Source organism: Sinorhizobium meliloti (assembly GCF_017876815.1).
GTDB lineage: Bacteria > Pseudomonadota > Alphaproteobacteria > Rhizobiales > Rhizobiaceae > Sinorhizobium > Sinorhizobium meliloti.
Window position 1 is genome coordinate 2,237,373 of the sequence record NZ_JAGIOS010000001.1, and the last position, 17,078, is coordinate 2,254,450.

Consider the following 17,078-nt stretch of genomic DNA (forward strand, 5'->3'; position numbering starts at 1 on the left):
CCAGTTCCTAGCGGTAGTTGTGGGGCATGGACCAGCACGAAATCCTTCTGAAGCTCGAGAATATCGAGAAGCGCTTTCCCGGTGTCGTGGCGTTGAAGTCGATCTCGCTAGAGGTGCGCGCGGGCGAGGTGCAGGTGCTTCTCGGCGAAAACGGCGCGGGCAAGTCGACGCTGATGAAGATTCTCGCCGGCGAACATGCGCCGACGGGCGGGGAAATCGTGGTGGGTGGCCGCAAGGTTTCGGCGCTGACGCCGACGCTTGCCACCGAACTCGGCATCGGCCTCGTGCATCAGGAACTGAGTCTTGTCCCGGCGCTCAGCGTCGCCGAAAACATCCTGATCGGCCGGATGCCGCGCAATGCGTTCGGCAGGATAAACTGGGGCAAGGCCTACGAGGACGCGCGCCGCGCTCTCGAGGCGCTCGGCGTTTCCATCGATCCGACAGCCGAAGTGCGCACGCTCGAAGTGGCCGAGCAGCAATTGATCGAGATTACCCGCGTCCTGGAGCGCGGCCCGCGCATCCTTCTGCTCGATGAGCCCACCTCGGCACTCTCGGATAATGAGCGCAGCCGGCTCTTCGATGTCATTCGTCGCCTGAAACAGCGCGGCCACGGCATCATCTACATTTCCCATCACCTCTCGGAAATTCCGATGATCGCCGATCGCGTCACGGTGCTGCGCGACGGCCTCGTCGTGGAGACGCTGCCTGCCGACGAGGCGGACGAGGCGACGGTGATCAGGCTGATGGTCGGCCGCAGGCTGGAGGAACAGTTTCCCAAGGAAACGGTGGAACTCGGGGCGCCCGTGCTTGCCGTCGAAAACCTCGCCTCCGGCCGCACGCTCAAGGATCTTTCCTTCACCCTCCGCCGTGGCGAAATCCTCGGCATCTACGGCCTGATGGGCGCGGGACAGGCCGAGATCGCCAACGCCCTGTTCGGCCTGCAGGCGGTCAAGACCGGTTCGATCGAGGTCGGGGGCAAGCGCGCGGATTTCCGGCATTCCTCGGATGCGATCGCGGCGGGGCTCGGTCTGATCTCCCGCGACCGCCGGCAGAGCCTCGTGCCGATGCAGCCGGTCGGTCCCAATCTCAGCCTCTCCTGGCTTTCCGGGAAGTCGCTTCTGTCGCGGCTCGATCTTACGCGCGAGCGCGAGGAGGGCAGCCGCTACATTTCCGATCTGCGCATCCGTCCGGCTTCCACCACGCACAAGCTGTTCTTCTTCAGCGGCGGCAACCAGCAGAAGGTCATTCTGGCGCGGTGGATGTCGAGCGGCGCGCGGATCCTGATTTTCGACGAGCCGACCCGCGGCATCGATGTCGGCGCCAAGGCAGAAGTGTTCGCGGTGATGAGCCGGCTGGTGTCGGAAGGCGCGTCAATTCTGATGATCTCCTCGGAGCTCAACGAACTGATCGGCATGGCGGACCGCGTGCTCGTCATGCGGAGCGGACGCCTCTCGGCGGAGCTGCCGAGGGAAGAGATATCGCAGCAGAACCTGCTGCGATATGCAAGCTAGAGCGGGATGAGGAAAAGTGTGTGCGGTTTTCCGCCCGCATCCCGCTCTAATCTATTGGAATCGATCACGTTCATGTTTTTAGGTCGACCCGACCTAAAAACATCGTGATCTAGGGAGTGGGAATGGATATGCGTGCGGAAAAGAACCCGGACATCCCGGCCGGTGGGGCTGGTGCCCGCAAGACGAAGTTGAAGGCGGTCGTCTTTCAGGCTGGTCCGCTGATCGCCCTGGTCCTGCTCATGGCCTATCTCGCCTTTGCCACATCCAACTTCCTGACGCTCGACAACCTTTCCAACGTGGCGCGGCAGTCCGCATTCGTCGCCATTCTCGCGGTCGGGCAGACATTCGTCATCCTGACGGGCGGCATAGATCTTTCGGTCGCGGCCATCGCGGCGCTTTCCGCCTCGATAACCGCCGTCCTACTCACGCAGCCGCTCGTGCTGTTCGGTATCGATTTCGGCTTCGTGCCGCCGCCGGTGGCGATCCTCATCGGGATTCTCATCGGCATGGCCGCCGGTGCGCTCAACGGCTGGCTCATCTCCAAGTTCAAGATCCCGGACTTCATCGCGACGCTCGGCACGATGACGGCGTTCCGCGGCGCGGCGCTGCTGGTCACCGACGGCCTGCCTGTCCCCTCCTTCAATGCCGGCCGGCAACTTCCCGAAAGCCTGATCTGGGTCGGCGGCGGCCAGCTCTTCGGGGTGCCGGTGAGCGCGCTCATCGCTCTGCTCTGCGCGGCTGCCGGCTGGTACGTGCTCCGCTACACCGCGCTCGGGCGAGCGATCTACGCTGTCGGCGGCAACCGTGCGGCCGCCCATTCGTCCGGCATCAGCATTTCGCGCACCAAGATCATGACCTATGCCATTTCCGGCCTTCTGGCCGCGATCGCGGGCATCATCCTGGTCGGGCGCCTCAACTCCGCCAATGCGCTTATGGCGGATGGCGAGGAGCTGCGTTCCATCGCCTCCGTCGTCATCGGCGGCACCAATCTCTTCGGCGGCGAAGGCGGTGTATGGGGATCGATCATCGGCGCGGCCATCATCGGCGTGCTCGGCAACGGCCTCAACCTGCTCGATGTCAGCCCGTTCTGGCAGCGCATCGCGCAGGGCGTCGTCATCGTGGTCGTCGTGATCTTCGACCAATGGCGCCGTCGCAGCATGACGCGCGTTTGAGATCTATGAAGAGAGCCCGGCGCTGCAATAGAGCGGGATGTGGAAAAGTGTGGGGCGGTATTCGTCGGGGAGTGCGTAGTTCCAAAAGGATAGAGCGCCTTTGGTGTTTAAATGAACACTGAACACGCTCGATCTGGTGGTCACCTATTGCTTTGTCGGTCGCGAAAAGCATGCTTCTGTCGAAGACACCGCCGGCCTTCCAGCAGGGCATTTCCGGCTGGTTGTGACGAAACATGCTGCCACCGAGGTGTTGACCCCATGAACATCAAGCACCTGGACGTCCTGCGGACACTCCTTGCAACCGGTTCGACCATCGCGGCCGCGAAGGCCATGGGTCTCAGCCAGTCGGGAGTGAGCCGCATGCTGCAGCAGCTTGAAAGCGATTTGGCGATCACGCTTTTCGCCCGCGACAAGGGCCGGTTGATTCCGACGCCGGAGGCGACGGTTCTTGGGCGTGATGCGCAAAACGTGCTGCTGGCCATCGAGCGCATGTCCGGCCATGCGGAGGACCTTCGCAACGGCTCCGCCGGGCCGGAGATCGTCCGCATCGGGCTGCCGAGCAGCATGTGGGAAAATTTCGCACCCGCCATGTTGATCGACTATGTCAGGGATTTTCCCGGCGTTCGCATCGAGACATTCTTCGAGACGACGACGGCGATCACCAAACTGGTCGAGGAACGCGTAATCGACCTCGGTTTTTTGCGCATCGAAGGCGAAACGGGGCCGGGCATTGCGATCGACAAGGTTGCGAGCGGTGAAAGCGTCTGCGTCGTTCCGAAGGATCACTCGCTCGCCGAGTTGCCCGAGATCACCGTCAAGCATCTGCGAAACGTGCCGCTGATCCTGATCGGCCGGCAGCGGCCGAACCGCATGGCGCTTGACCAGGCCTTTCAGCGGGCAGGGGTAAAGCAGATGGTAAAGATCGAAACCCACACCAACAGTTCGGCCTGTTCCTATGTCGCGCATGGACTGGGCGTCTCGATCATCAGCAGCTTCTATGCGAATCTCTACCGTCACCTGCCCGTCGTATACCGGCCGTTCGTGCCTCGTGCGACACAGGAATTTGGGTTGGTGCGTGCAGCCGGAGTTCCGCTCTCCATCGCCGCCCAGGCGCTCAGCGACGCCCTCAAGAAGCAGATCCGGCTTTCGCAAGAAGAACAATAAAACCAACATATTGGCTCTTTTGAGCACTCCGTCCCATTGCTCGGCGACCTTCCGAAGCCCGCATAAGGCTATGACGAATATGCATAATATTGCGCGTCATTCCTCATTCCCGCATAGTCTGGGCCGAAGAAACCGATGATGGCTCGATTTCAACCCGACCATCAATCGTGGGGAACCGATGCTACGCTTTATCCTGAGCCGTCTGATGATGGCTATTCCGACGATCGTGCTTGTCGCCGTGGCGGTCTTTGCACTGATCCGCTTCATTCCCGGTGATCCCGCCGCGCTGATGCTGGGGGACATGGCTCAGCCCGATCAGATCGCAGCGATGCGCGTGGAGCTCGGTCTTGACAGGTCCATGCCCCAGCAATTCCTGATCTGGGCCGGCGATGTACTGCGAGGCGATTTCGGCCGCTCGATCGTCAATGACGAGGCGGTGCTGCCGCTGGTCGTTTCGCGCTTTCTGGTGAGTGCGGAGATTGTGGTCGTCGCCGTGCTTCTGGCAAGCCTGATTGCCGTACCGGCAGGCGTGATTGCCGCCTGGCGTCAGAACAGTCTGACGGACCTGGCTCTGGTCGGAACGGCAACGGTTCTCCTGTCCATCCCGACTTTTTGGCTCGGCTTGCTGCTGCTGTTGCTGTTCGGGCTTGAACTCGGCTGGCTGCCTGTTCTGGGCTATGTCTCGATCGGCGACAATCTGACCGCTGGTTTGCTCTATCTCGTCCTGCCCGTCGTGACGCTCGTCATCCATGAAGCGGGAGTGCTGATCCGCATGGCGCGTGCCTCCACGTTGGAAGTGCTGCGTCTCGATTACATTACCCACGCCCGTGCGAAAGGGCTGTCGGAAAGCGCCATGCTCTGGCGCCATGCGTTCAAGAACGCCTTTGGTCCGACCTGGACGATGATCGGCCTCATCCTGGGCAATCTGCTGGGCGGAATTGCCGTCATCGAGACGGTCTTCACCATTCCGGGGCTCGGCCGGCTGATGGTGGACAGCATTTTCGCGCGCGACTACCCCGTTATCCAGGGATGCCTTCTGTTCGTTTCGCTCTCCTATGTGCTGGTCAACCTCGTCGTCGACCTTCTCTACCCTCTCTTCGATCCGCGTGTAGTCGCCGAATGAAAAAGTTGACCCTCAACGGACTGATCGGCGGCATCCTGATCGCCATCCTGCTCGTCACCGCTGCCGTCGGTCTCTTCTGGACACCGTTCGACCCGATGAAACTCTCCTTCACGGCGCGGCTTGCAGCTCCCGGCCCCGCGCATCTGCTCGGCACCGACGAATTCGGCCGCGATGTCTTGAGCCGCCTGATGGTCGGCGCCCGCGCCAGCGTCTGGATCGGCGTGCTCACCGTCGGCTTCGCCACTGTCTGCGGGACGCTCATCGGCCTCATCAGCGGTTATGCGCGCGGCTGGGTGGACGGCGTCATCATGGCTGTCAACAACGCGCTTCTCGCTTTTCCCGGCATCCTGCTGGCGCTAGGGCTGCTCGCCGTCTTCGGCGCCAACCAGTACGGCATCATCTTCGCGCTCGGCATCGCCTATACGCCTTCCATGGCGCGCGTCGTGCGAGGCGCCGTGCTTTCGCTGAGGGAGCGGGAGTTCATCGAGGCCTCGCGGGTAATGGGCAATGGCGAACTTTATACGATGTTGCGCCATATCCTGCCGAACTGCGTGGCGCCGATCACGGTTCTCGCCACCTCCATGTTCGGCTGGGCCATCCTGTCGGAAAGCGCGCTCTCGTTTCTCGGCCTCGGCGTGCCGCCGCCGGCGCCGACCTGGGGCAACATGCTGGCGGCCGGGCGGCCATTCCTCCAGCAGGCCGCATGGCTCGGATTGTTCCCGGGTCTGTGCATCGCGCTGACGCTGCTTGGCATCAATCTTCTGGGCGACGCGCTCCGCGACAGGCTCGACCCGCGCATGAGAGGCCTGAAATGACGATGGACAAGCTTCTCACCGTTTGCGGCCTTTCGCTTGAAGTCGCAAGAACCGGCCAGCAGGTCGTCAAGTCGGTCTCCTTCGACCTGGCGCCGGGCGAGATCTTCGGCATCGTCGGCGAAAGCGGCTCCGGCAAGACGCTGGCGACCCGAGCGCTGATCTCGCTGCTGCCGCCGACCATCAAGGTCGCTGACGGGTCGGTGTCCTACAAGGGCCGCGACGTGCTGAAGATGAAGGAAAATGAGCTTCGCCATCTGCGCGGCGCAGAGATCGGCGTCGTCTTCCAGGAGCCGATGACCTCACTCAACCCGTCGATGACGATCGGCCGGCAGCTGGAGGAAGGACTCATCCTGCACACCAAGGCCTCGGCGCAGGAGCGACGCTCCCTCATACTCGACATGTTGAAGCGGGTCGGCATCCGTGATCCGGAGGGCGCGCTTTCCTCCTATCCGCACGAGTTTTCGGGCGGCATGCGCCAGCGCATCATGCTTGCCTCCGTCATGCTTTTGAAGCCGGCGCTGCTGATCGCCGATGAGCCGACCACGGCACTCGATGCCGTCATCCAGCGCGACGTGATGGAACTGATGGTGGAACTGACGCGGGCGGAAGGTACGGCCATTTTGCTGATCAGCCACGATCTTCCGATGGTGGCGCGCTACACGAGCCGTATCGTCGTGATGGAAAAGGGCGCGATCGTGGAAAAGGGCCGGACCGAGGACCTGCTCAAGGCACCGCAGCATCCTTACACGAAGAAGCTCCTCTCCTCGCTGCCCTTCCGCGGCCGGCCGCGCCAGATCGATCTGACGAGCGTGCCCATGATCTCGGCCCGCGATATCATCGTGGACTATGCAGGCCGAAAGTCGCTGTTCAGGAAGAACAAGCCGAAGCGCGCGCTGCATGGCGTCAGCATCGACATTCACGAGGGCGAGGTCGTGGCACTCGTCGGCGGTTCCGGCTCCGGCAAGACGACGCTCGGCCGCACCATTGCCGGTCTCGTCACGGAAAGCGAGGGCCGCATCCAGTTCCAGGGACGGCCGCGCACTGAAAACTGGACCGATTATCGCCTCAACTGCCAGATGGTGTTCCAGGATCCTTATTCATCGCTCGATCCGCGCATGACCATCGAGGCGCTGGTCGAAGAGGCGCTGAGGCCGGTGCCGGGCCTGGATGGCAAGGCCAAGCGCAAGCGTACCCTGGAAACGCTGGAGGAAGTCGGGCTCGGGGTCGACTATGCCGGCCGTTATCCGCACGAACTCTCCGGAGGCCAACGCCAGCGCGTCGCCATTGCGCGTGCGATCGCGAGACGCCCGCGATTCCTGATCGCGGACGAACCGGTTTCCGCGCTCGACGTGACGGTCAGGGCGCAGGTCCTCGATCTCTTCTCGGATCTGCAGAAACGCTACGGCTTTTCGTGCCTGTTCATCAGTCACGACCTCGGCGTCGTCGAACAGGTGGCCGACCGCGTCGTCGTCATGCAGGACGGCCGGATCATCGAGGAGGGTGACCGCGACACGATTTTCGACAGTCCGAAGGAAGCCTATACGCGCCGGCTTCTCTCGGCCATTCCCGCCCTCGACCAGAACGAAAAGGGCGGCGTGACACTCAAATGGCGTCTGGAGAATTGATGTGAATAGGCTAACCGATTCTGGCCCGGTGAAGGAAAGGCTTGCGCATATCTGCGACGCGCAGCCTTTCGTGACGCGCTTCGTTGTGCGCAACCTCAAGACCGGAGAGACGATCGAACGCGGCGCCGACGAGGAAACGCCTTCTGCCAGCACCCGCAAGACCTCGATCATGATGGCGGCGCTGAAGGCCGTGCACGAGGGGCGGCTGGATCTCGACGAGCCCATCACTTACGAAGCCCGCTTTGCCGAGGAAGTCGCGAGCGGCATGTTCCGGTATCTGACGCCGGGGATCGTGATTTCGTTGCGCGATGCCATAACCGGCATGATGGTGCTGAGCGACAATGTCTGCACCAAGATGGTTTTCGAGCGTCTGACGCTGGAGGAAGTCGACAGCTACTGCAAATCGATCGGCATGCACGGTACGCATCATCGCTTCCTCATTCCGCCGCTGGCCCTACCGCCGGATCATTCGCTGACCTCGGTCACGACCACGACAGCCCGCGATCAGGCCTTCCTGTTGCAGACGATCCTGGACGCGCAGACCTCTCCCGAGGTGATCGCGAAGCTCGGCACATCGCCGGAGTTGTGCGCTTATGCCTTGCAGACGCTGAAGAACCAGATCCTGCGCTATGCCATCCCGTCGCGCCTGCCGTTCGGCACGGTGGTTGCGCACAAGGGCGGCACCGGCAAGCGCGGCCGCATGAATGCCGGCATCGTCTACCGCGACGGCGCCCCCTTCTACATCATCTCCGCCTATACCGACGAAGTGCCGCAGGTCATGCCGGACGGCACACCGGGCTACACGATGGCGCTCGAGACAATCGGCAGGCTCTCGCGTGCCTGCTGGGACGGATTCCACTCATAACGATCAATAAAGAGGGTAGAACAATGAAAAAGCTTCTTCTTGCGGGCGCCGCGCTGCTCGCCATGGCCAATACAGCAGCAGCACGCGACATCACCATCGCGCAGAGTTCCGACCTGCGCAGCAACAATCCGGGCGTCAACCGCGACGGCAATACCGACAGCATCATCCTGCACATCGTCGAAGGCCTCGTCGGCTACAACAATGTCGGCGAAGTGAAGCCGCTCCTCGCCAAGAGCTTCGAGATGTCGGCCGATGGGCTGACCTATACGTTCAAGTTGCGCACCGACGTGAAATTCCACAACGGCAAACCGATGACGGCCGACGACGTGGTGTGGAACTGGACGCGCTACCTCAAGCCCGAGACGAAGTGGACCTGCTTGAAAGATTTCGCAGAAGGCGGGGCCGCGCCTGTAGCCGGCGTCAAGGCCACCGATGCGGCGACCGTCGAGATCACGCTCGCAAAGCCGTCGGCCGTTTTCCTTGGCCTGATGTCGCGTCCCGAATGCGGCTTTACCGGCATGATTTCGCCTGATTCCGTCGCTGCCGACGGCAGCTTCGCCCAGCCGATCGGGACCGGCCCCTTCATGTGGGGGGAGTGGAAGAAAGGCGAGTACATCCATCTCGAGAAATTCGCGGATTATGTATCGCCGGAAAACGAAGGAAAGCCGGACGGCATGGTCGGTTCGAAGCGGCCCCTTGCAGACGGTGTCAAGTTCATGGTCATTCCGGATGCCTCGACGGTGAAGGCAGGTCTGGAATCCGGTGTGCTCGACACGGCGGAAATCTCGCCGGATCTCATTCCCGAATTCCAGGCGAGCGACACGATGCAATTGATCGTCGCGCGCAATAACGGCAAGAATCTCTTCTACATTCAGACCCGCGACAAGGTCCTGAGCAATCCGGGCGTGCGCCGCGCCATGGCGATGGCGCTCGATCTGGATCAGCTCGTTGCTGCCGCCTCCAACGGCACGGGCGAGGCGAACGGCTCGATGGTGTCGCAGGACTCGGTCTATTTCAGCGAAACGCAGAAGAAGCGTCTTCCCTACGACATCGAGGCCGCCAAGAAGGAGCTGGCGGATGCCGGCTACAACGGCGAGCCGATCTCGATCATCGCCAACAAGCGCGGCAATGTGCCGAGCTTCCCGGCCGCCGTCATGGCGCAGGCGATGATGCAGCAGGCCGGCCTCAACGTTCAGATCGAGGTGCTGGACTACGCAACCCAGGTCGACCGACGCCGTTCCGGCAATTACCAGGTCATTTCGCAGTCGGTCGCGCCGCGCCTCGACCCCGCGCTGATGTATTCCTTCTACGTCGGCGACAAGGACGAGAACGCTTCTCTGATGTGGGACGATCCGAAAGCCATCGAACTGATGAACGCAGCCTATGCCGAGGCCGATCAGGTCAAGCGCCAGAAAATCTTCGACGAGTTCCATGAGCTCATGCTGAAGGAAATGCCGGGCATCTTCCTTTACGACATGATCGATGTCTGGGGCGCGACCAAGAAGCTGAAGGGCCAGCCGGTCTGGCAGTCGAACGCCCGCCTTTGGGAAGTGTCGGTCACCGACTGAGCCCCCCTGTTACCTGTGCCGGGCGGCAGAACGCCGACCCGGCCAATCCATCATCCATCGGACCGATCCGGCGAAGCGACCTTTGCGCGTCTGAAAAGACGCGCAGCGCTGCAGGCGCCGGGCGATCTCCTGCGCCCGCCCATCGAAATACGAGGACATGTCATGAACCGAGAGGACGTGATGTCGATTGCCGCGGCGATCGAATCGATGAAACCGGAGTTTACCCGCTTGAGCGACAGCATCTGGGATTTCGCCGAGCTGAAATTCGAGGAGCAGCGCTCGTCCGGGCTGCTTGCCAAGGCTCTCGAAGACAATGATTTTTCCGTTCGGCGCGGCGTGGCAGGCATGGACACGGCCTTTATCGGCGAGTCCGGCAGCGGCAAGCCGGTGATTGCCTTTCTCGGAGAATTCGATGCACTCGCCAGCATGAGCCAGGCCGCCGGGATTGCCGAGGCGAAGCCGCTTGTCGAAGGCGCCAGTGGCCATGGCTGCGGCCATAACCTGCTCGGCGTCGGCTCGCTGATGGCGGCAATCGCACTCGCCCGGCATCTGAAGGCCAACAATCTGCCCGGGACGGTGCGCTACTACGGCTGCCCTGGCGAGGAGGGCGGCTCCGGGAAGACCTTCATGGTGCGTGCCGGCCTGTTCGACGACGTCGACACCGCGCTCACCTGGCATCCGGCACCGTTCAACGGAGTGCGCTCCACCAACAATCTTGCCGTTCTCGAATATTTCTACCGCTTCAAGGGCGTGGCCGCGCACGCCGCGAATGCTGCCCATCTCGGCCGTTCGGCACTCGACGCTGTCGAACTCATGAATGTCGGCGTCAACTTTCTGCGCGAGCACATGCCGCAGGATTGCCGGGTGCACTATGCAATCACCGATGCCGGGGGCAGGGCGGCGAATGTCGTGCAGGCGAACGCCGAAGTGCTCTACCTGATCCGCGCGCCGGAAATGCCGCAGGCGCTGGACCTCGCCACGCGCGTCGAGAAGGTGGCGCGTGGTGCAGCCATGATGACCGAGACGGAGGTGGAGATCGTCTTCGACACGGCCTCGACCAACCTCCTGCCCAACATCACGCTCGAGACCGCCATGCATGAGAACATGGTGGCGCTCGGCCCGATCGCCTTCGACGAGGCCGACATCGCGTTCGCCAGATCCATTCAGGAGACGTTCTCGCAAGAGGCAATCAAAAGCAGCATCCGCCTCTACCAGATGAAGCGCGACGTCTTCTCCAACGCCAATGTCGATGGGTCGTCACCACTGCATCTCGGCCTGCGCGAATTCGAAGGCCATTCACACTTCCGTGCCGGCTCGACCGATGTCGGCGATGTCAGCTGGGTGACGCCGACGGCGCAGTGCTGGGCGCCGGCATGGGCGATCGGCACCAACCCGCATACCTGGCAGGTCGTGGCGCAGGGCAAAAGCCCGATCGCCCACAAGGCCATGGCGCATGCCGCCAAGACGCTCGCCACGACGGGTCTGTCGCTCATGACTTCCCCGGACCTGCTTGCCGCCGCCAGGGCGGAATGGCTGGAGAAGACGGACGGGAAATCCTATGTCTGCCCCATTCCGGCGGATGTCACTCCGGGATCGCATCCGCATGGTCGACCCGTCCGATGATGGCGTTTCGGCTTCGATCCTTCCGTCAGGCGTCGACCGTCCCCGCCACCTCCATCTTCGGATTGCGAAATCCCATCGCGATCCACGCTCCCAGCAGCTTTGCGTAGAACGGCACGGTATGGCTTTTCAGATTGGGGATGCGAACAGGGTTGTGCGGAGCATAGTAGTGCGGAGTATAAAAGAGGAAAACCTCCACGAGAAGGGTTTCATCGGCGATCCGGTCAACAAGGCGAAGTCCGTTCGGGCTTACCGACGAAGGAATCGCCCGGTCCGAAAAACTCTTCCGTGAGATGTTCTGCATCGGCAAATAAGCCTTCCCGGACGTTCTTCTCTTCTTCGAATCGCAAAAATACTCTAGCTCTTCTGCTTTGACGCAATTGCTGGCGGGAATCGCTAGGCGGGTCTCCCGGAATTGCTGCAGAGGCGGCACGGCGTATGAAGCGGAAACTCATTGACGTCGCGAGGCGCGCCGGCGTCGGACATGCGACGGTCGATCGGGTTCTGAACGAGCGCGGCGGGGTACGGCCCGAGACGGCGAAGCGGGTTCTGGACGCGGCACGGGATCTGGGGTTCGATCGCAAGCTTCCCACGCTCTACCGGCAAGGTCTGCGCTTCGAGGTGCTGCTGGGGCGACGGCAGATGCCGCTCTGCGCCAGATTGAGCGACGCCATCGTCCGCTTCGGCCGGCCGTTTAAGGATATCGTCGCGATCGAGCGGACCTTCGTCGACGAGACCCGGCCCGAACTGGTCGCGGAAGCCATTCTCAAAAGCCGCGGCAACGCGCTGGTCGTCTACGGCCAGGATCATGAACTGATCATCGATGCCATAGCCGAGGTCACATCGGCCGGAAAACCCGTCGTCACCATCGTGTCGGACGTCCCCTCGGCGCCGCGCCTAAGCTATGTCGGCATCGACCACTACAAGGCCGGGCGCTGTGCGGCCTTCTTCCTGGCGAAAATGGCGGGGGAGGGCAGCATCGTCCTGCTGTGCAGCAGCCTCTACTATCGGGCAGAGGCGGAGCGGATCAGCGGTTGCCGGGACGGCATGGCGGATCATGCGGACCGGCAGTCGGTCTCGGCGCTCGTCGAACTCGACGAGAACGATCCGTTCGCGGGCGAAGAGTTGTCCAAGGCGCTCGAGGCCGGCAAGGTGACGGGCATATACAATGCCGGCGTGAGCCATGCCGTCCTTGGACGCGCTCTCGCGGCCCATTCCCTCGGTCCGCCCCCTGTTCTCGTCGGCCACGACATCTCGCCGGATGCGGAGCGCATGCTGCAGGAGGGGGTAATGACGTTGGTGATAGACCAGAATCCCGACCTGCAGGTCCGCAAAGCCTTGCTTATCCTTGCATCGCGCTTCGGATTGCCGGGCGGCGTCGCCGAGAGCCCGGTCGTGCCCTTCACCGTGCTCGTCAGGGATAGTCTCTGACGCGAGTGCTCCGTTCTCAGTGGACATGTTGCGACCCGGTCGAGCCGCGGGGTGCCGACCGTCGCGCGCATCATTTGCGTTGAGGGAATTCCCTCAAAATACCTCTGGGCCACACCATGCATGTTGCTATTCTGAAACAACCAGAGGCTGAGGTTTCGAGGAGCGGCTGCGGAGCGTGAGGTGCAGGGAGTGCTGCACCTCTTCTCGCGGGCCCCCTCTGCTGCATGTCTCCCTTGATCGCCGATCAAAGGAGACATGCAGCAGATCAAAGTGCCACAGCAACTTTTGCGCGTCTGATGGGATGCGCGGCGCTGGAGGGAGGACGACGATCGGGAGGAAGCGATCGTCGGCTGGAAAGCGCGGCTTCGGAATCGGGCACACTGTCAGCCACGGAGGAAACGATGACAGAAAAGAACGGGAATGAACGGAATGAAAGCAATGCGGGGCCCGGCGTCGGTCGCCGCCTGTTTCTGAAAACGGCGGGCATAGGCGGCGTGGCGGCAGCCAGCGGATTGGCCGCGCCGGCACTCGCAACGGGCGCAAAGCGGAAAGTCGTTTTCGTTGCGCATGAGGATATCCCATTCTTCGCCCCGGTTCGTGCCGGTTTCAAGGAGTTCGGCACCCTACGCGACTGGGATGCCCAATTCTTCGCCCGCGGCACGCCGGCAAACGTCGCCGAAACCGTGCGGCTGCAGGTCGATGCGTTGAATTCCAAGCCCGATGCCGTCGGCTTTACCCGCATCAACGAAACCGCTTTCGACGAAAACATCATGCGCGCCAAGGACGCCGGCATTCCCGTCGTTCTCTACAACGTGGCGAGCGCCGGCTACGAGAAGCTGGACGTTCCCTTCGTGGGCCAGGATTTCATCCCCGCCGGCCGGGTGAACGGGCTTCAGGCCGCCAAATATGCCCATCAGCTTACCGGTAAGACCGAAGGCAGGATCCTGATCGATAATCCCTCGCCCGGCGTCAGCGCCCTGGAAGAGCGCGCCACGGGCACTGAGCAGGGTATCGACGAATACAACAAGCAAAACGGGACCAACTACACATACGAGACTTTCACCACCGCCAACAGCCAGACCGAGGCGTTGTCGCGCATCGACGCCAAGATGCGCGCAACTCCCGATGTGGTCGGCTTTGCCAGCACTGTCTCAGGCAACTGGTTCGCCGCGATCTGGGCCGAGGACAACGGAATGACCGGAAAATTCGCCAATGGCGGGTTTGACCTCATCCCGGGCGTCCTCGAGGCCATCGCCGCGGAGACGTCCCACTGGGCGATCGGGCAGAACCCCTTTGCCCAGGGCTGGGTCACGGCGTCGCTGCTCGATATGCAGCTCGAGGCCGGGTACAAGCCGTTCGACTACGACACGGGCGCCGAAGTCGTCGACAAATCGAACATCGAAGCGGTGGCCGAGCGCGAGGCGCGCTTCGGCTAAGCGAGCGGTCACGTGCGCCCCGCACGGGGCGGCACATGTCAAAGGGCGAGGGCGATACCGGCGACTTGTTTCGTCGGCATCGCTCGAGCGGGGAGGACACATGCTTCGAGTTCAAAACCTGACCAAACGCTTCGGCCATGTGACGGCCATAAGCAACGTTTCGGCCAATATCCGCAAGGGCCGGGTGACCGCTCTCCTGGGCGATAACGGTGCTGGCAAATCCACCTTGGTCAAGATGATCTGTGGAACCTATAAGCCGACGCAAGGCAGCGTCTGGGTCAATGGCAAACAGGTCCACATGGACAGTGCGCGCGATGCACTGGCCTTGGGGATCACTGCCGTCTATCAGGATCTGGCGCTGGTCGACCAGCGCAACGTGATACACAACATCTCGCTCGGCAATATTCCCACCAAATGGGGCGGGCTGGTCGTAGATCGCAAGAAGATGCGGGAGACCGCGGAAAACGCTCTCAGTTACATGAAGGCGAAGCTTCCTTCTCTCGATATCCCGGTCTCCTCGATGTCTGGCGGGCAGCGTCAGGCCGTGGCGATAGCGAGAGCCTGTGCCTCCGGCGGGCAACTCGTCATCATGGACGAACCGACGGCGGCGCTCGGGATTCGCGAGCAGCGCATGGTGCTCGATGTCGTCCACGACCTGCGGGCGCATGGCACGTCCGTTCTGATCATCAGTCATAATCTGGATCATGTTTTCGAGGTGGCCGACGATCTCCTCATCCTGCGCGGCGGCCGCGTCGTCGCGGAAGTCGAGCGCAATGCCGTCAGTCACGACGAAGTCGTTCGTCTGATTCTGGCGGGCCAACCCCGAGACGCTGACCTTGAAGAGGAGGTAGCCGCATGAGCGAGGCGAATGTGACTATGGCAGCATCCACCCCGCAAGCCGCGCTCGGCAGGAAGCTCGTGGCCGCAGCGGCAAATTCCCGCGAATTGTCCGTCATCCTGGCTGCGCTCGCCATGTTCGTCGCGCTTTCACTTTCGACGGACACGTTCTTTACCGAACTAAATCTGCTGAACCTTCTGAGGCAGATATCCGTCATCGGCATTCTTGCCGTCGGCAGCACCTTCATCTTTATCTCCGGCGAGATTGATTTGTCGGTCGGCGCATTGCTTGGGCTGCTGGCGATGATCTGCGCCGCCTTGGCGATCAAGATGGAGGGCAACATCTACGGTGCCGCGCTCGTCGTGGTGGCTCTGGGCGCGATATTGTCGGGCATCAACGGTGTCATCACGACGAAACTGCGCATTCCCTCCTTCATCACCACGCTCGGCATGCTCAGCATCTACAGCGGCGCGACACTGGTGCTCTCCAAGGGCATGCCGATCTCCGGCCTGCAAAACGACCTTTTCCGCTCCCTCGTCGCCGGCCGGCTCTTCGGGGTCGTTCCAGCGCAGGTGATCTGGATGGTGGCCGCGGGCATATTCGGCACCTACCTCCTGCTGTTTACCCGCTTCGGCTATAACGTCTTTGCCACAGGCGGCAACAAGAACGCGGCCAAGGCCGTCGGCATCAACACCGACCGGGTGAAGATTCTCGCCTTCGTGGTCAGCGGTATCATGGTCGGCGTCACCTCCTTCATTCTCGTCGGCTGGTTCCGTGGCGTGGACCCGCAGACCGGCAACGGCCTGGAACTCAGCGTCATCGCGGCGGTCATCATCGGCGGCACCGGCCTGTTCGGGGGGCAGGGAAGTGTCCTCGGCACGCTGGTGGGCGCGCTGATCATCGGCATGATATCGAACGGCACCGTCCTGCTGGGCGTGGATTCCTATTATGAGCCTGTGGCGCATGGAACGGTCATCCTGCTTGCCGTCATCATCGATATCTGGGTGCGCAGGCAGCGGTGAGGGCGGGCGGGGAGAAGGGAATGTCCAAGAGAATAATCTTTACACAGTCGATCTGGGCGATGGAGCGCCGCGATCCCGATGGTGCGGAACGAAGCGCCGAGGAAAACCTGGATATGATTGCTGCGGCCGGCTTCGACGGTATCAGCGGTCCGTGCGCGGAGGCGGCAGCCGCCGATGCGCTTGCGGGCGCGGCGGCCGCGAGGGGGCTCGCCGCCCAGGCGGAATGGCAGTGCTTTCCCAAGACGGTCGACGATTTGAAGCCGGTTCTCGATTTCGCGGCGAAATGGGGCGGTCATCACATCTGCCTGCAGCCCGACGTCCGGCCACGCCGCTTCGAAGATTGCGTGCCGCTGCTCGAGAGCTGGCTGAGGCTCTCGGAGCAATCGCCGATACCGGTCTGGATCGAGACGCACAGGGACCGGATGACGACCGATCTCTACTTCACGCTCGATCTCCTCGAGGCGTTCCCGACCATGGAACTCGTGGCCGACCTTTCCCACTATCTCGTCGGGCGTGAATTCGCATGGCCCGTCAGCGCGGAAAACCATGGCTACGTCAACAGCATCCTCGACCGGTCCCGGGCGCTGCATGGACGGGTCGCCAGCCGCGAGCAGGTACAGATCGAGATCAGCTTTGCGCACCACAAGCCGCTGGTCGACCAGTTCCTGGACTGGTGGGAAAGGGCGATGCGCAACTATCTCCTTCGCCCGCAGGACGAGGCGCCGTTCGCATTCAATTGCGAGCTGGGCCCGCGGCCATATGCGATCACCGATCGTGACGGTCGCGACACGACGGACCGATGGGCTGAGGCGCTGCAACTGCGAGACCTCGTAAGGGAACGCTGGGCGCGGGTGCAGGGCAGTCTCGCGTCATCTGCGGCTTGAAGAA

General features: G+C 62.3%; 15 protein-coding genes. 14 read left to right on the forward strand and 1 reads right to left on the reverse strand.

Annotated elements, in window-relative coordinates:
- The first annotated feature begins 26 nt into the window (after positions 1-26).
- The 9 genes from JOH52_RS10530 (at position 27) to JOH52_RS10570 (ending at position 11,466) form a co-directional block, all read left to right on the forward strand.
- Positions 27-1,511: a sugar ABC transporter ATP-binding protein gene (locus tag JOH52_RS10530; protein WP_014526962.1), complete on the forward strand. Its 1,485-nt coding sequence runs from the start codon at positions 27-29 to the stop codon at positions 1,509-1,511.
- Between the two features lie 122 nt (positions 1,512-1,633).
- Positions 1,634-2,683: an ABC transporter permease gene (locus JOH52_RS10535; protein WP_010970014.1), complete on the forward strand. Its 1,050-nt coding sequence runs from the start codon at positions 1,634-1,636 to the stop codon at positions 2,681-2,683.
- Positions 2,684-2,941: 258 nt separating this feature from the next.
- Entirely contained in the window at positions 2,942-3,847 is a 906-nt protein-coding gene (locus tag JOH52_RS10540) for a LysR family transcriptional regulator (protein ID WP_010970013.1), read from the forward strand.
- A 178-nt stretch (positions 3,848-4,025) separates the two neighbouring features.
- Complete coding sequence (locus tag JOH52_RS10545) at positions 4,026-4,970, forward strand: ABC transporter permease (protein ID WP_010970012.1); 945 nt, start codon at positions 4,026-4,028, stop codon at positions 4,968-4,970.
- The gene (locus tag JOH52_RS10550; RefSeq protein ID WP_010970011.1) at positions 4,967-5,785 is read left to right on the forward strand and encodes an ABC transporter permease; all 819 of its coding nucleotides are present in this window, start codon (positions 4,967-4,969) and stop codon (positions 5,783-5,785) included. The genes JOH52_RS10545 and JOH52_RS10550 overlap by 4 nt, the downstream gene beginning before the upstream one ends.
- A complete protein-coding gene (locus JOH52_RS10555; protein WP_010970010.1) occupies positions 5,782-7,410 on the forward strand; it encodes an ABC transporter ATP-binding protein in 1,629 nt (542 codons plus the stop codon). The genes JOH52_RS10550 and JOH52_RS10555 overlap by 4 nt, the downstream gene beginning before the upstream one ends.
- Position 7,411: 1 nt before the next feature.
- The gene (locus JOH52_RS10560) at positions 7,412-8,275 is read left to right on the forward strand and encodes a serine hydrolase (RefSeq protein ID WP_013844789.1); all 864 of its coding nucleotides are present in this window, start codon (positions 7,412-7,414) and stop codon (positions 8,273-8,275) included.
- Between the two features lie 23 nt (positions 8,276-8,298).
- Positions 8,299-9,843 (forward strand): ABC transporter substrate-binding protein, encoded by a 1,545-nt coding sequence (locus JOH52_RS10565; RefSeq protein ID WP_010970008.1) that lies wholly within the window; start codon positions 8,299-8,301, stop codon positions 9,841-9,843.
- Between the two features lie 162 nt (positions 9,844-10,005).
- Positions 10,006-11,466, forward strand: a complete 1,461-nt coding sequence (locus tag JOH52_RS10570) for a M20 family metallopeptidase (protein ID WP_010970007.1) — start codon at positions 10,006-10,008, stop codon at positions 11,464-11,466.
- A 25-nt stretch (positions 11,467-11,491) separates the two neighbouring features.
- On the opposite strand, the gene JOH52_RS10575 is transcribed toward JOH52_RS10570, so the two are convergent.
- On the reverse strand, positions 11,492-11,767 hold the full coding sequence (locus JOH52_RS10575) for a hypothetical protein (RefSeq protein ID WP_010970006.1): 276 nt from the start codon (positions 11,765-11,767) through the stop codon (positions 11,492-11,494).
- A 134-nt stretch (positions 11,768-11,901) separates the two neighbouring features.
- On the opposite strand from JOH52_RS10575, the gene JOH52_RS10580 reads away from it, so the two are divergent.
- From JOH52_RS10580 to JOH52_RS10600, 5 genes are all read left to right on the forward strand, one after another.
- Positions 11,902-12,894: a LacI family DNA-binding transcriptional regulator gene (locus JOH52_RS10580; RefSeq protein WP_010970005.1), complete on the forward strand. Its 993-nt coding sequence runs from the start codon at positions 11,902-11,904 to the stop codon at positions 12,892-12,894.
- Between the two features lie 401 nt (positions 12,895-13,295).
- Entirely contained in the window at positions 13,296-14,330 is a 1,035-nt protein-coding gene (locus tag JOH52_RS10585; protein WP_010970004.1) for a sugar ABC transporter substrate-binding protein, read from the forward strand.
- Positions 14,331-14,430: 100 nt separating this feature from the next.
- A complete protein-coding gene (locus JOH52_RS10590) occupies positions 14,431-15,189 on the forward strand; it encodes an ATP-binding cassette domain-containing protein (RefSeq protein ID WP_010970003.1) in 759 nt (252 codons plus the stop codon).
- Positions 15,186-16,190, forward strand: a complete 1,005-nt coding sequence (locus JOH52_RS10595) for an ABC transporter permease (RefSeq protein WP_010970002.1) — start codon at positions 15,186-15,188, stop codon at positions 16,188-16,190. The genes JOH52_RS10590 and JOH52_RS10595 overlap by 4 nt, the downstream gene beginning before the upstream one ends.
- Before the next feature lie 20 nt (positions 16,191-16,210).
- Positions 16,211-17,074, forward strand: coding sequence for a hypothetical protein (locus JOH52_RS10600; RefSeq protein ID WP_013844788.1), 864 nt, complete (start codon positions 16,211-16,213; stop codon positions 17,072-17,074).
- The last annotated feature ends 4 nt before the right edge of the window (positions 17,075-17,078 follow it).